14 protein-coding genes are annotated in these 14,703 nt (G+C 59.1%); 3 read left to right on the top strand and 11 right to left on the bottom strand.

Annotation, left to right across the window (positions count from 1 at the left end; all coding sequences use genetic code 11):
* Positions 1-65: 65 nt before the first annotated feature.
* Positions 66-1,175 carry an alpha/beta hydrolase family protein gene (locus HDF12_RS06330; RefSeq protein WP_179581719.1) on the top strand — a complete coding sequence of 370 codons (1,110 nt, stop codon included), beginning with the start codon at positions 66-68 and terminating at the stop codon, positions 1,173-1,175.
* Between the two features lie 14 nt (positions 1,176-1,189).
* Here HDF12_RS06330 and HDF12_RS06325 read toward each other — a convergent pair whose 3' ends face one another.
* The 9 genes from HDF12_RS06325 to HDF12_RS06285 all read right to left on the bottom strand — a co-directional run bounded on the left by HDF12_RS06325 (position 1,190) and on the right by HDF12_RS06285 (position 10,415).
* Complete coding sequence (locus HDF12_RS06325) at positions 1,190-2,674, bottom strand: amidohydrolase family protein (protein WP_373563852.1); 1,485 nt, start codon at positions 2,672-2,674, stop codon at positions 1,190-1,192.
* Entirely contained in the window at positions 2,620-3,186 is a 567-nt protein-coding gene (locus tag HDF12_RS06320; protein WP_179581718.1) for an NUDIX domain-containing protein, read from the bottom strand. Before HDF12_RS06320 ends, HDF12_RS06325 begins: the two co-directional genes overlap by 55 nt.
* 16 nt (positions 3,187-3,202) lie before the next feature.
* Positions 3,203-5,380 carry a CocE/NonD family hydrolase gene (locus tag HDF12_RS06315; protein ID WP_257025381.1) on the bottom strand — a complete coding sequence of 726 codons (2,178 nt, stop codon included), beginning with the start codon at positions 5,378-5,380 and terminating at the stop codon, positions 3,203-3,205.
* Positions 5,381-5,503: 123 nt separating this feature from the next.
* A complete protein-coding gene (locus tag HDF12_RS06310) occupies positions 5,504-5,728 on the bottom strand; it encodes a CDGSH iron-sulfur domain-containing protein (protein WP_179581717.1) in 225 nt (74 codons plus the stop codon).
* Between the two features lie 105 nt (positions 5,729-5,833).
* Positions 5,834-6,988 carry an acyltransferase family protein gene (locus tag HDF12_RS06305; RefSeq protein WP_373563851.1) on the bottom strand — a complete coding sequence of 385 codons (1,155 nt, stop codon included), beginning with the start codon at positions 6,986-6,988 and terminating at the stop codon, positions 5,834-5,836.
* A 116-nt stretch (positions 6,989-7,104) separates the two neighbouring features.
* The gene (locus HDF12_RS06300; RefSeq protein WP_179581716.1) at positions 7,105-7,365 is read right to left on the bottom strand and encodes a UBP-type zinc finger domain-containing protein; all 261 of its coding nucleotides are present in this window, start codon (positions 7,363-7,365) and stop codon (positions 7,105-7,107) included.
* Between the two features lie 266 nt (positions 7,366-7,631).
* Positions 7,632-9,245 (bottom strand): sigma-54-dependent transcriptional regulator, encoded by a 1,614-nt coding sequence (locus HDF12_RS06295; RefSeq protein ID WP_257025380.1) that lies wholly within the window; start codon positions 9,243-9,245, stop codon positions 7,632-7,634.
* Positions 9,230-10,180, bottom strand: coding sequence for a sensor histidine kinase (locus HDF12_RS06290; RefSeq protein ID WP_218892311.1), 951 nt, complete (start codon positions 10,178-10,180; stop codon positions 9,230-9,232). Before HDF12_RS06290 ends, HDF12_RS06295 begins: the two co-directional genes overlap by 16 nt.
* 94 nt (positions 10,181-10,274) lie before the next feature.
* A complete protein-coding gene (locus HDF12_RS06285) occupies positions 10,275-10,415 on the bottom strand; it encodes a hypothetical protein (protein WP_179581714.1) in 141 nt (46 codons plus the stop codon).
* Positions 10,416-10,507: 92 nt separating this feature from the next.
* On the opposite strand from HDF12_RS06285, the gene rph reads away from it, so the two are divergent.
* Positions 10,508-11,266 (top strand): ribonuclease PH, encoded by a 759-nt coding sequence (gene rph / locus HDF12_RS06280; RefSeq protein WP_179581713.1) that lies wholly within the window; start codon positions 10,508-10,510, stop codon positions 11,264-11,266.
* Between the two features lie 112 nt (positions 11,267-11,378).
* Here the strand turns inward: rph and HDF12_RS06275 are convergent, their stop codons facing one another.
* A complete protein-coding gene (locus tag HDF12_RS06275; protein ID WP_179581712.1) occupies positions 11,379-12,455 on the bottom strand; it encodes a hypothetical protein in 1,077 nt (358 codons plus the stop codon).
* Positions 12,456-12,670: 215 nt separating this feature from the next.
* Here HDF12_RS06275 and HDF12_RS06270 point away from each other — a divergent pair, with 215 nt between their 5' ends.
* Positions 12,671-14,008 (top strand): sugar MFS transporter, encoded by a 1,338-nt coding sequence (locus tag HDF12_RS06270; RefSeq protein ID WP_257025379.1) that lies wholly within the window; start codon positions 12,671-12,673, stop codon positions 14,006-14,008.
* Positions 14,009-14,221: 213 nt separating this feature from the next.
* Here HDF12_RS06270 and HDF12_RS06265 read toward each other — a convergent pair whose 3' ends face one another.
* Positions 14,222-14,680, bottom strand: a complete 459-nt coding sequence (locus tag HDF12_RS06265) for a hypothetical protein (RefSeq protein ID WP_179581711.1) — start codon at positions 14,678-14,680, stop codon at positions 14,222-14,224.
* Between the last annotated feature and the right edge of the window lie 23 nt (positions 14,681-14,703).

Below are 14,703 nucleotides of genomic sequence, written 5' to 3'. Positions count from 1 at the left end.
CCTCCATCAGAATGCTCTTGTAAACAAAAAATACTCCTACGTCAGAGATTGAGTTACGTTTATCCGTGTCGCCAAAGCCACACATGATCGTCTTCGGTATCCTGGTCCTTTTGCTGCCGCTTACTGTTCACGCTGTGCAGATCCACGAAGAACCCACGCGCATTCCCTGGACTCAGGCAACGCCAAACGGTCTTAGCGCGCTTCTTGTCTATGCTGATCTTCCCGGCAAACGTCCTCTCGTCGTCATCACCCACGGAACCTCCCGCGACCTCGAACCACGCAACAACGTTACCCCTTGGCTGTTTCTTCCCCAGGCGCGTTGGTTTGCGCGTCGCGGCTTCGTTGCCCTCGTCGTCGTGCGCCGCGGCTACGGCTCCTCCAGCGGTAAGCCCGACTACCTCGGCAACGGCCGCTGCCCCCAGACCGACTACGAAGGTGCCGCCCGCAAGTCCGCCGAAGATCTTCGCATCGCCATCGACTTCGGTAGCAAGCTCCCCCAGGTCGACCCCACCCGTGTTCTCGCGGTCGGCATCTCCACCGGCGGCATGGCCACCGTCGCCCTCACCGCCGACGCTCCCAAAAACCTCGTCGCAGCCATCAACTTCGCAGGTGGCCGCGGCTCAAACGCCGATCACGAGATCTGCAACCCCAACGCCCTTATCGCCGCCTTTCGCGACTTCGGCAAGCACTCACGCACGCCCATGCTCTGGATCTATGCCGATAACGACAAGTACTTCTGGCCCGAGATCGCTCAGCAGTTCGACACCGCCTTTCGCTCCGCCGGTGGTCAAGACCAGTTCCTCCACGCTCCAGCCTTCGGCGATGATGGTCATACTCTCTTCAGCCACGGTATCCCCATCTGGTCGCCCATGGTCGACGACTTCCTCAAAGCCCATGACCTTGTACTTCTGCCGCAACCGCTTCCCGACGTAACTCCGCCCGACATCCCACCACCCGCAGACCTCTCCGACCGCGGCCAGCAAGCCTTCCGCAGCTATCTCATACTCGGCCCGCACAAGGCCTTCGCGATCTCTGCCCACCACTACGCATCTTCCGTCGCACAGATGAACTCTGACGACGCTCGCAAAGACGCACTCAAAAACTGCAACCGGCTTGCCGCGCCGGATAAAGAAACCTGCACCATCGTCTTTCAAGAAAACTCGCCCGTGCACTAGTGATAAAAAAACTGCTACTTCGTACGACCCGGCAGATCGGCGATGTTATGTCCATCGTGGTACACCGCAAAGATCCTCTGAGTGTTGCCGATGTCAACGAGCGGATCAGCGTCCAGCACCAGCAAATCCGCTCGCTTCCCGGGCGCAATTGTCCCACGATCACCCGCATGCAGCAGCTTCGCATTCTCTCCCGTCGCCGCCGTAATCGCCTGCAACGGAGTAAGTCCAGCCCGCACCATCAATGCAAGCTCGTGATGCTCGGCAAACCCCGGAATGCGCCCGGGCAAAGCCCCTGAGTCTGTTCCGAACCCGACGCTCACGCCCGCATCAAACACCTTCTTCAAATTCTGTTGTCCCACTTCGAAGTCCTTCTGATGCTGCGCTGTCTGCGGATCCTGCATGATCTTCTCCGCATACCCAGGCGCGCTAAACTTCGCCATCAACTTCGGACCCGCAGCCTGCTGAAAGAAAGGCGTCTGCATGAATGCAGCATTCTGCGCATAAATGTACGCCGACTCGTCCACCGTAAACGTCGGCACATACCAGACGTGGTGCTGCTTCATCGACCGCACAAACACATCATCCACCACCTGGTCGCGAACCGAGTGCGCCAGCACATCCACACCATCCGCCACAAGTTGCTTCGCATCCTCCAGCGCATACTCATGCGCCGCAACACGCACATGCCGTTTATGAGCCTCATCGATCACGGCTTTATAGATCTCCGGCGTCATCTCCGGCACCTTGCCATGCAGCTTGTCCACCCAGATCTTGATGATGTCCACGCGTTGCGCCGCCATCTCATCCACATCGCGCCTCGCATCCTTCTCTGTTGTTGGACGATAGATCTGGTCTGCCGCCGAAAGCAGCGGAGGCGCACCGTCCGGCACTCCAATCCCCCTGCCCGCCGTAAAGATCGAAGCCCCAGCCAAGCGCCCCGCCTGCTGTTCGTCACGCAACACAAACACCAGATCGCGATTCAGTCCCAGCGACAAGATTGTAGTCACACCATATCGCTCATACTGGATCAACTGCGCGGTCACATTCTCCCGTGTGTACCCCGTCGCAGAAGACTCAGCATCATCCACAATCAAACCCAGGTGCGAGTGCGCGCAAATCAACCCCGGAATCACCGTCTTTCCCGTCAAATCACGAACCTGCGCTTCCACCGGCACCGCCATCTCCGCCCCACCAACCTGCTCAATCTTTCCATTGCGCAGCAGCAACGAAACATGCTCCTGCGGCGCCGCACCCGTGCCGTCAATCACCCGCGCATTCCGCAGCATAACTACTTGCTGTACAGGCATCCGCCGCCCCGGTACCAGCTGCACCGCTGCATTCTGCGCCCGAGCAAGAGAGCCGCCGAGAAGGATCGCAATCACAACGAAGTTCGACCGCGCTGTCATAGGCTTCTTAGATGCAAACCGCTCCACCAGGAGACCAGCTATGGCCGCGAACCCACCTGCCGCCGCTCCCGCCAAAGCCTGTACAACCCCCACGCCGCCACCGAGCAGTTATCCACGATCGTCCCATCGAGAATCATCTCCTCGAACGCCCCCCCGCTCACCCGCCTCACCACCAGATCGCTCTCCTCCGCATCCGGGTCTGGCTTCCCCATCGTCAGCCCTTCAGCCAGAAACACATGCTGTATCTGATTCATCACTCCATACGCGATCTGCAGCGTCGACAAAAGCGTCATACGCTCCGCCGTCAATCCAGTCTCCTCCAGCAACTCTCCCCGCGCCAACTCCTCCGGCACCACCTCCGCCAACTCCCAACCTCCCTGCGGAAACTCCCAGTGCCGCGCCCCCACCGTGTACCGGAACTGCTCAATCAGATAAACAAACTCGCCATCCGCTCCCACCTCCAGCGGAATCACAATACAAGCCGGATGCTTGTCGACGACGCCATAGATCCCGCGCTTACCATTCGCCCGCTCGATCACGTCTTCGCGCACGCTCGTCCACGGATTCCGATAAACCTCCCGGCTGCTAATCGTTTTGATCGTCACAACACCTCCGTCACACTCAATCCCCGTCAGGAACCGAAAACTCAAGGTGCGACGGATACTTCTCCGATCCATAGATCGTCACCGTCTGCCCCCGGTACGCCCCCGCCGGAGCCGTCATGATATTCGGCACAAACGTCTGCGGATTCCGGTCGTACAGCGGAAACCAGCTCGATTGCACCTCCACCATCATCTTGTGTCCCTTCAGAAAAGTATGATCCGCCCCATGCAAACTCCACTTGTACTCAGTCACCTTCCCCGGCGTCAACGCCTCGGGTGCCTCAAAACTCTTCTGATATCGCCCGCGAAAGATCTCATCCACAATCATCAACTGATACCCCGCCATCGGTGCCGGCGCATCGTCCGGATAAACATCGATCAGCTTCACCACAAAGTCCCCATCCGTACCGGTCGTAGAAGCAAACAGATCCGCAACGACATCCCCCGTCACAGTGACATCCTTCTCCAGCACCGGCGATGAAAAGTTCGCCAAATCCTTCCGCCCACTCACAAACCTCTGATCCTCCACCAGCCAAGTCCGCCACTTCGACCCATCCGCATACGTCGACTGAATCGGCCGATTCCGATACGGCACTGGGTTCGCGGGATCCGCACTGTAACTAACCGCAGCCTTCGCAGCTCCCCCAGCCGCAGGCGCATTCGTCGTCAACTCCCCACCAGCATTCAAAAATAGCTTCGTCTCTTTGAACCCTTGCTTCGGAGGCCACGCCTCATAGCGCTCCCACTTATCGACGCCCGTCCTGAAGCTTGCCACACCCGTCAAATCAAAACCCGCCCTTCCCTTCAGATACTTCTCAAAAAAAGGAGCTTCAATCGTCTTCCGGTATTGATCGCCCGTCGCAGCCCCAAAGTCGAGCACCCCAAGATGCCGCGTCGTCGGCCCCCATCCACCATGATTCCACGGCCCCAGCACCATGAACACTTCGTTCTGCGAGTCATGTGGCTTCAACGCAGCATACTCGGCCTGCGTCCCCCACATATCCTCCTGGTCCCACCACCCTCCCACCTCGAGCGTCGGCACCTCCACTTTCGTCAGACGCTTCTCCACCGCCATATCCTGCCAGAACTTCGTATAAGCGGGCTGCGTCAAAAATATCTTCGCCGTTGGCAGACTCTCCATCTTCGCTGCGTCCGCAGCACCAGCGAAGTTCACGTTGCGAAGAAAAAAATCGAAAGTGTCTTCTTTACTCTCCACCCGCGCATCCGTCTTTTGTGCCTCTAACTGTTGCACATAGTCGAAGCCATACGTCTCGCGGAACGCTCCATTATGGAAAAAGTCATCCCCCATCCACACATTCGTCATCGGAGCCTGCGGCGAGATCGCCTTCACCGCCGGGTGCGCATCAATCCCAGCCGACATCGCCAGAAACCCCGGATACGAGACCCCCAGCACCCCCACCTTTCCGTTATTCTTCGGTACATTTTTCAGCAGCCAGTCGATCGTGTCGCGCGTATCGGTCGTCTCATCCACATCATTCTTCGTCGCATGTGCAACGATCGCGCGGTTCATCACGAACTTTCCCTCCGACTCATACCGTCCGCGAATATCTCCAAACACAAAGACGTACCCACTCGCCGCCAGCTCCGGCTTACTGCCGTTTACCGCTGCCGACGAAACCCACGAAGTCCCATACGGCGTCCTCTGCATCAAAAAGGGAAGCGTCTCCCCACTCGTCTCCGATCCCGCTGGCCGCAGAATCACCACATGCAGCTTCACCCCGTCACGCATCGGAATCATTGCCTCGCTACGCGTGTACTCCCGAAAGTGATTGAGCCGCGTTCCCACCAGGCTGACGCGGCCTTCCTTCCTCTCGACGCCCGGCTCGCCCCGTTCGCCAAACGTGCTCGTCAATCCGGAGACCTTCCCCGCAGCGTCCCGCGCGAAAACGACTCGCAGCTCGTGCGCAAAGAAGTGATCGACCGACTCGGCCCGCAACTCATATCGCGGTGAACGCTCGCCTTCGACGTAGAGTTTGTCGCCCTCACGGTAAACCGAACTCAGCACATCCGGCTCCATCTCATCCCGATACTGCCCCACATACTCGTCAAGTGCCCCAACGGAAAGCGTAATCGCATGCGGCTTCTGCGCGGCCTGAACCTCCTGCGCACCCAGCACAGCCACCGAAGCCGTCAACCATCCGGAGAGAACCACCGCGCACCAGCCGCTGATCTTCATCAAGCTCATCCTCACACTGAAATCGTCAAGCCGTAAAGCAAAAGAGACCGCAGGCACTCAAGAAGAAATGGGTTGAGTAGCACTCAGGGCCCACCTCTTTCCATGAAATCTGCAGTCTCCTTCTTAGGTAAGAATTGCTTCAGGGCTAGCCACGCACTGGAAGCCCACTCGATTGTGCGACCCATCGCAAAACGGCCGCTTCTCGCTGGCCCCGCAGCGGCAAAGCGAAATCGCCGGCTTCCCCGTCAGATCCCACTCCTTGCCATCCGCATCCTTCAAAAGGATGTGACCCTCAACCCGTAGCGGACCATTCGGCCGAACCGTAATCTTTACTACTTCTTCTGACATCGTTCGTTACTCTCTCTCATACAAAGGATGCGTTCAGCATAGCAAACCCTCGGCAGCAGCAAACCGTCGCGCCACTCCACAGCCAGTACCCTTTCCACCTCGTCGCTACGGGGAGACAGCCGTCGCGCTCTTCGCAATTGTGCCTGTTTTGAGCACGGCGCTATATCTCGCTGCATCTCTCACCCACCGCGCTCGGAGCCAGCGGTTCATCGGCTCTGAATAATTCCGCGAAATAAGGGCTCCCAGCAACCCCGAAAGCAAGAGAACAGCAAGAAACATCGCCGGAACCGTTTGGATTGGTTTATTCATGATTAGGAAAAGATGAAAAAGACTCAAAACAACAAACACGTGTGTCAGATAGACCTCATAACTCAGTGCCCCCACGCGCACCAGAGGACCAAGAAATATCGGCGCTTGCCACCGCATCTGAGCAACCGCGATCAGCACCATACAAACACCTACAGCCAGGACCGTCATATCCAGTCCATTACGGCCAAGGCCCCAACGGTAGACGCTGATCGAAAAACCGAGGATAAAAACCAGCATCATGGTCCCTGCTGCTCCGAGTACTCGCAGCGTCGTACTGGAAAGACGCGTCTTCGCAGAGAGAAGTGCAGTCAAACAACCCAATGCAATGCCGTCCATGCCACCAAGATAGGAGTACTCTCTCCAGACCGGATTATGGTTGAAGGCCTGCGACCGGGCAAAGGGTCCCAACAGGACGAAAACAAGGAGCAAAGCCGAGACAGCGCTGACGCGACGAAGCACTCGACAAGCCAGCGGGAAACCAAGATAAAACATCTCTTCGACTGACAGCGACCATAGAATGTCCCAACTCGCCGGCAGATATCCTCTTCGCGCCTCAAGCAGATTGACATGAAAGGTAAGCGCTGCGGCGAGAGCACGCCCCAGTCCGCCGGTCTTCGGAGAGACCACAAACTCTTTGACGTGCGCCAAGTGAAGAAGACTGAGAATCACAAGAAGAAGCATCAGCAGCGGCGCGATGCGAGCGAACCTCAACCGATAAAAATCACCCACGTTCACCGCAGACACTGAACCCCAACGCCGCAGCGTCGTTGACGTAATCAGAAATCCGGAGATCACAAAGAATATCTGGACACCAAACTGACCATTCCAGACCAGCGAAGACACCAGCTGACGCGGCAGGCCCTGCGTGTAGGGAACCTCCGCGCCTAGCAGCTGCATGTTGACGTGATTCATCAGCGCCATGCAAATCGCAAGACCCCGAAGAAGATCCACACCATCCAGTCGCGGCCAAATTCGCGCAGACTCCCCCGCCCGCTTCAAAAATTGGACCTCTCTCCAAACGATGCAGCCTCCTATCTTCACGCTCCTTCGAAGACAAGGCACCTCAATCACACAACATCGACTTCCAGCTCATCCACATAGCACCAGCCCCAGCTCTCGCCCGGCTCAACCGACCGCATAATCGCATGTTGTGTAGTATGAAAATGCTTGGTCGCGTGCCTGTGCAGAGAAGAATCGCAGCACCCCACATGCCCACACTCCAGGCACATCCGCAGATGCACCCAGCTACTGCCGATCTTCAAGCAATCCTCGCAACCCTTCGCCGACGGCTTCACCTTACGAATCTGATCCAGATGAGTACATTCCATTCGCGCACCTGCCTTCGCCTGATTCTATCTCCAAGAGGCTGATGAGAAGCTATCCTGCCGGACGGGCCTCCTGCGCGGAGGGCGGTCACTTCGTGACACGTATACCGGTCGCATCACCCTCACCAGCAAAGGGCCTCCCGCTGGTCGGCTTCATCTTCCCTCCGACCAACGGGAGGACCAGCATCGTTCCCTGACCACAACAAGGTACACAAGTCACGAAGTGACCGCCCCACGCGTAGTGGGCCCGTCCGGCCAGGACCAGTCTTCTAATCCCCCATCCCCTCCGTAATCCCATACTCCTTTAGCTTCCGGTAAAGCGTCGTCTTGCCGATCCCAAGTAACTTCGCCGCCATCAGCTTATCGCCCTTCAGCTGCCGGATAGTCCCAAGAATGGCATGCTTCTCCATCTCCGCGATCGAAACGATCCCGCCGCCCTGCGAAGCGCCCATCGTCTCACCCCGCTCCATCCCATCTTCCTCAACCGCATGGATCGCCGGTCCCTGCTGCATGCGAAAGTTCTGCAGCTGCGTCGGCAGGTCGCCCAGGTGCAGCACCGGCCCCGACGACAGCGCACACGCCCGCTCGATCGCATTTTCAAGCTCACGAACATTGCCCGGCCAGTCATACTCTGCCATCGTCCGCAGCATCGAGTCCGAGAACGTGCGCTCCACGCCTGTCTCCTTCTCCATCTGCTTCAGAAAGTGCGTCGCCAGAACAGCAATGTCCTCTCGCCGATCCCGCAACGGAGGGATCCGCAGGTTCACCACGTTCAAACGGAAGTAGAGATCCTTGCGAAACCGTCCCTGCTCCACCATCGTCGAAAGATCGCGATTGGTCGCCGCCAGCACCCGCGCCGAGATCGGCCTGGCCTGCGTCGCTCCCACTGGCCGAACCTCCTTCTCCTGGAGCGCCCGCAGCAGCTTCGCCTGCAGATCCAGCGGCAGTTCACCAATCTCGTCCAGAAAAACTGTCCCGCCTTCAGCCGAGGCCAGCAGCCCTTCCTTCGCTCGATCAGCTCCTGTGAACGCGCCCTTCACGTGCCCGAACAACTCGCTCTCAATCAGCGTAGGCACCAGCGACCCGCAGTCCACCGGCACAAAAGGCTTCGTCGCGTTCGGCCCGTTGAAGTGAATGGACCGCGCCACCAGCTCCTTGCCCGTCCCACTCTCCCCCAGGATCAAAACCGGATGCGTCGAATAAGCCACCTTCGACAGAATCCGATACAGCTTCTCCATCTCCGGAGACCGGCCTACCAGCCCCCCCATTCCCTGCTGCGTTCTCAACCTCTCGCGCAGCTGCCGGCTCTGCACATCCATATGCAGCTGCTGTCCCGTACGCTCCAGCACCGCCGTCAGCTCCTCCAGTGCAAACGGCTTGGTCAGATAATCTCCCGCACCAATCCGCATCGCCTCTACCGCAGACGACACCGTCGCAAACGCCGTCATCACAATCACCGCCGTGTCCGGATGCAGCGCCTTCACCTGCTCCAACAACGGCAGACCTCCCCCGCCCGGCAGCTTCAGATCCAGCAGCAACAGATCGATCCGCCTCTGCTTCAGAATCGCTCGCGCCGCCGTAGCACTCTCAGCGCCCACTACTTCAAACCCCATCCCCGCTGCGATCTGACAGCAAGCCTTCCGCACCGCCTCATCATCGTCGACCACCAGCACATGCAGCAGCCCAAGATGTTCCGCCGAGCTCACCGCATGCGGCGCAGAGACCGGCGACACGCCCACCAGCACTCCCGACGGCGAGTCCGCGCCCACTTCCCCACTCCTCCGCTCACCATTCGCTCCTTCGTTCAACACAGAAACACCTCCTGCACCGCTCGTCCTCGCTCCCGCCGTCTCAAAACCCGTCATCCTTAGCATGCGATCCATCCAGCCTCTCCCCGTACGACCATCTTCACTCCCGAATCGTTCATCCTCGTTCCCTCCATCTCCAACTCCTCCCGCTCGAGCACCGCATCCAACCGCTTCATCGCACTCCACTCCACCGAGATGCTTGTTCCCACCTCCGGCTGGCTCGCAATATTCAGAGATCCACCCGAAATAGCCACCAACTCCCGCACCACCCGAAAGCCCAGCCCGCGTCCATTCGCAGAAGAGATCCCACCGGTCTGCATCAACCGTCGCACCGCCGCCTGATCCATCCCGCAGCCGCGGTCCGTCACCGTCATCACCACTCTGCGTCGCGGCTCCTCGCCTTCGCTCTCCGTCTGCTGCAGCACGCCTTCCACATGGATCGAGATCGCCCCGACCCACGGCGTAGCCTCCGCCGCATTCTTCACCAGGTTCGTCAGTATCCGCTCCACCGACTCCACCGGCACCTTCACCGCCTGAAACGCGCCCACGCCATAAGAGATCTCCACCGTTCGCCCGGCCACCCGGCTCAGCAGGCCCCTGCACCGGTCCACCACATCTGGCAGCACGGCAAACTCTCCCTGCACCTTCGTCGACCTTCCAGCACGCGCATGATTCACCAGCCGGTCAATCATCGCCCAGCTGCGATCGCTCAACATCCTCAGCTCGTTGGCATATTCCTTATGCTCTTCATGCAGCACTCCGGGCAGCGCCAGCAGATCAGAATAAAGACTCAGCGCCCCCAGCAGATTACCCGCGTCATGCGCCAGCCCCGCGCCCTCGGCCACCCCCGCGATCGCTGACACCTCGGCAGCCGGCGCATCCACCGTCCTCCGCACCGTCGGCATCGCCGAGCCACCAAGACCCATCTGGCGTGTCACATGGCGAAGCGCCGCAAACTTCCCTGAATAACTCTCTGGCCCCGAGGCAGTACCACTCTGCATTGCCTGCATTCCGTAAATCCACCGTTCTCCTGCTTAGTAACCTATAGCAGATGCACTTCTGTAATCACTTCAAGTGCCAAACTGGAACTCCCTTCCTAAGTGATTACACATCAAGCGAAAACTCCTCCAATCCTCCTGCGCCGCCCGAATCAGGAGCCGTCCCAATATGGAACCGAATCCAACCAAGATCCACCGACTCCCACAAAATCCTCAACAAAACTCCAATCCAATCGAGCCTTCCCATTATGGAACCAATCCCATTTCGGAACACTCCCCCAAAGGGCTCACACTCCACCCATCCCATCGCTCCCACAACCCCGCAACTATAATTCCCTAATGTCCGTAACCACCGCCACACCCTCCCCTCAGCTCTTCCGCCCCGACCACCGCTCCGCCGACGCCCTCCGTCAGGTCCGCATCACCCCTCACTACGTCGCCATGGCCGAGGGCTCCGTCCTCATGGAGTCCGGCAACACCCGCGTCCTCTGCAACGCCACCGTCGAGCAGGGCGTCCCCAGCTGGCTCCGCAACTCCGGCCGTGGCTGGGTCACCGCCGAGTACGGCATGCTCCCCCGAGCCACCCTCACCCGCACCGCACGCGAGAGCGAACGCGGCAAGGTCGGCGGCCGCACTCACGAGATCCAGCGCCTCATCGGGCGTTCCTTGCGAAGCGTGGTAGATATGAAGGCTCTCGGCGAGCGCACCGTCATCCTCGACTGTGATGTCCTTCAGGCCGACGGCGGAACCCGCACCGCAGCCATCACCGGAGCCTGCGTCGCCCTGGCCCTCGCGCTCGGCAAGCTCGTCAAAGCCGGCACCCTCAAGAACTCGCCTCTCAAACAGATGGTCGCCGCCACCTCCGTCGGCATCGTCGACGGCAACGTTCTGCTTGACCTCGCCTACGAAGAGGACTCCCGCGCCGCCGTCGACATGAACGTAGTCATGCTAGCCAACGGAGGCCTCGTCGAGACCCAGGCCACCGCCGAGCACGACTCCTACACCCGCACCCAGCTTGGCCAGATGCTCGACTTCGCCGAGAAGGGCATCCAAGAACTCCTCGCCGCCCAGCGCACGATCCTGGACCAGGCAGGATAAATCTTCATCCCGACCAACGGGAGGACCCGCGCACCTACCCAGCCGCGACCGGTACAAAAGTCACGAAGTGACCGCCTCCCGCGCAGGGAGCCCGTCCGGCAGGACAACCGCTTCAAGCCGCCTCACGTGCCCCCATCGAAGTACCAACCGAGGCCGCCAACTCCAGCGCAGGCTGCCGATTCGGCATCATCATCTGCGCCAGCAGACCCTCTTCAACGATCAAAACAGTCGCACACACAATCAGCGGAATCAGTTCGCCAAACACCCTCGTCTCGATCAAAATCCCATACACGAACATGAACCCGAACCAGATCGGCAGCAGCCACAGCCAGGCCTCCAACCGGGGGTCGCGAATCCTCCGCCGCATCACCACGACAAACACCAGCAGATATCCGCAAGCACTCATCAACTGTGGCCACGCCTGTGGAAACAGCAGCGACTTCACATTCCAGTCGATCCGTGGATAGAACTCCGACACATTACCCGCGAACACGTGTCGAAGGAAGATCTGCCACCCCGCCCAAAATAAAGCCAGCGGCACGACTACTCCCAGGCTCTGCACGCGCAGCATCCTCGACCATCGCAGCCGCCCACCCTCCACCGCTTCATTCAGCAAAAACAACGGCAGCAACAGCAGCGTAGTCTCTCTGTTCAGCGTCGCGATCACAAACAGTCCCGCAAAGTAAATCCAGTGCCGCCGAAAGTACATCAGGTACATCGCCGTCGCGAAGAACGCCAGGCTCGGCAGATCGTAGACGAATCGAAAGTTCTGCACCGTATGCATTACATAGGTGGCGGCGCAGGCCACCAGCAGCAGCGGATAAACCATCGGCGTCAACAGCCGCCGCCGCGAACTCGCCTGGTAGATCCTCGTCGTCATGTACCCAGCCACCAGCAAACACACGACGTTGATCCCCGCCTGCACCAGCACCTCGGGAGACACCGGCTTGGGAAACCAGAAGTGTGACTTCGCCAGCGGTCTCGCCAGCCACGCAAGGACGATGCTCTCATGCGCCCACCGCATCGGCAGCATCATCAGGCTTCGCCCCTGGAACGGCATCCGCTCCCGGCCCTCTTCGTACAGCAGTGTGTTCACGTAGGGCCTTGTCAGCCATAGATAGCACCACACAAACTGCACCGTAGCGAACACATACACCACAATCAGACAAATTCGCTTGTGCCTGGACATAGGCTCACCTCGTCAAAAACCTCATGCCACTGGCTTTCGGCAAGGGAATGTGCAGCCCCCGTTCCGCCGCAATCACTCCTAGGATGACCCGATCCTTACTGCGGGTTGCAACAACTCACAACCTCTCTTTTGCAACCGGAGGCCCAACCCGGCACTCCAAACCTGTAGAATCTCTCACGCTGATATAACTAGCTTGCAGAGGCAGGAAAAAACCCTTGAACATAACCACGACCCAGCAGAACGCCTCCACCCGCGACCCCCAGGCCACTGACGTTCGCGCCATGAGCATCGCCACCGTGCTCTTCTTCATGTGGGGCTTCCTCACCTGTCTCAACGACATCCTTATCCCGCATCTCAAAGGCATCTTCAGCCTCAACTACGGCCAGGCCCTGCTCGTCCAGTTCGCCTTCTTCTCGTCCTACTTCATCTTCGCCCTGCCCTCCGGCAAACTTGTCGACTGGCGCGGTTACAAACAAGCCATGGTCATCGGCCTCATCGTCATGGCCGCCGGCGCGCTGCTCTTTCTTCCCGCCGCCAGCACCGCCTCCTTTCCCCTCTTCCTCTCCGCACTCGTCATCCTCGCCGCCGGAATCACCTGCCTCCAGGTATCGGCCAATCCCTACGTCACCAACCTTGGCCCGCAAGCCACCGCGGCCAGCCGCCTCAACCTCGCCCAGGCTTTCAACTCCTTCGGCACCACCATCGCTCCCTTCTTCGGCGGAGCGCTCATCCTCGGCGCCATCCAGGCCTCGCCCGAAAAGCTCCAGTCCTTCTCCACCGCAGCCCTCCAAACCTATCGTGAGCAGCAAGCATCCTCGGTTCGCCTGCCCTATCTCGGCATCGCTCTCACCCTTCTCGTCCTCGCCGTCGCCATCGGCCTCATCAAACTCCCCACCACCGACTTCACCCGCGACTTCCGCCCCGGTGAACTAGTCGGCCGGGCCGCAGGAAGCATCTGGCATCAACCCTATCTTCTGATGGCAACTCTCGGCATCTTCGTCTACGTAGGCGCCGAGGTCTCCATCGGCAGCTTCCTCATCAACTATCTCGGCCTGCCTCACATCATGAACTTCCCGGAGCGCACCGCCGCCCACTACGTCTCCTTCTACTGGGGCGGAGCGATGATCGGCCGTTTCATCGGCTCCTACGTCCTCCGTTACATCAGCACCGGCAAAGCCCTCGCAGCCGCAGCCTTCATCGCCTTCTGCCTCGTCCTCACCACCATGGCCACTGGAGGCCCCGTAGCCCTCTACAGCGTCCTCGCCATCGGCTTCTTCAACTCCATCATGTTCCCCAGCATCTTCAGCCTCGGTCTCGCCGGACTAGGTGAGCTCACCAGCAAGGGCTCAAGCCTCCTCGTCCAGGCCATCGTAGGCGGTGCACTCCTTCCCCTCGCAGAAGGCCACCTCGCCGACCGTGTAGGAGTCCAGCACGCCTTCATCATCCCCGCCGTCTGCTACATCTACATCGCGATCTTCGGCTTCGTCGCCTCCCGCCGCAAAGACATCGATCAGGACCCCAGACACCCCTCACACACCGCCACCGCTCACTAAAACAGAACTCCCACCGGCACCCTTCAAGCAAGTGGGAGTTCATAGCAACAGCACAAATCTGTCATTCCGACCGAAGCGCAGTGAAGTGGAGGAACCCGCTCCTCCTTCGCACCGGCGAGAACTTTCGCCGGGAAATTCGGTAGCGGGTCAGTTTGGAGGGAACGACTGAAGTTTCCGAAGACCTGACTTTGCGGGAGGACCACACTTTCAGACTTAGGAACCACACCCAACTGTCCGATACTCTTTCCAAACAGCAGGATCATCCGTTACATAAAACACCGGCTCCATCTTTCGACGTTCGATCAACTCACTCGTCCCCTTCACAACGATCTCTGTATAGCGTGGATACCCCGGAGGGGATTCTGGTGGAGGATTTTTCATTCTAAAATCTGAGCATTTCACCCTACCATCTGCCTTTTCCAGTGTTTGCCCTTTCGCATCTTGCAATACAAATCCCGCGCTGGGCCATGTGAAATAGCTCATCTTGATCGAAACGTCGGAGCGTGTAAGTCCCGGCGGAAGCGTGATCCATTTAGGCAGCCTCGACTCACTCGCCAACTGGAATGTTGACTCTGGGAACATACGCAACCCTTGATAAATAATCGTAGAAGCCAAGATAGCGACCGCTGCACTCAGAAGATACCTGCCTAAGCGCGGGATTTTCGTGACCACTCGGGCCTCCGAGAATCAACGAT

The organism is Tunturiibacter gelidiferens, assembly GCF_013410115.1.
Taxonomy (GTDB): domain Bacteria; phylum Acidobacteriota; class Terriglobia; order Terriglobales; family Acidobacteriaceae; genus Edaphobacter; species Edaphobacter gelidiferens.
This window is presented reverse-complemented; position numbering and strand designations above follow the sequence as displayed.

Coding starts and splice junctions, on each gene's coding strand:
- HDF12_RS06300 (WP_179581716.1), bottom strand. CDS start 7,365: ATGGAATGTACTCATCTGGATCAGATTCGTAAGGTGAAGCCGTCGGCG.
- HDF12_RS06310 (WP_179581717.1), bottom strand. CDS start 5,728: ATGTCAGAAGAAGTAGTAAAGATTACGGTTCGGCCGAATGGTCCGCTA.
- HDF12_RS06315 (WP_257025381.1), bottom strand. CDS start 5,380: ATGAAGATCAGCGGCTGGTGCGCGGTGGTTCTCTCCGGATGGTTGACG.
- HDF12_RS06290 (WP_218892311.1), bottom strand. CDS start 10,180: ATGCAGGCAATGCAGAGTGGTACTGCCTCGGGGCCAGAGAGTTATTCA.
- HDF12_RS06285 (WP_179581714.1), bottom strand. CDS start 10,415: ATGGGAAGGCTCGATTGGATTGGAGTTTTGTTGAGGATTTTGTGGGAG.
- HDF12_RS06295 (WP_257025380.1), bottom strand. CDS start 9,245: ATGGATCGCATGCTAAGGATGACGGGTTTTGAGACGGCGGGAGCGAGG.
- rph (WP_179581713.1), top strand. CDS start 10,508: ATGTCCGTAACCACCGCCACACCCTCCCCTCAGCTCTTCCGCCCCGAC.
- HDF12_RS06275 (WP_179581712.1), bottom strand. CDS start 12,455: ATGTCCAGGCACAAGCGAATTTGTCTGATTGTGGTGTATGTGTTCGCT.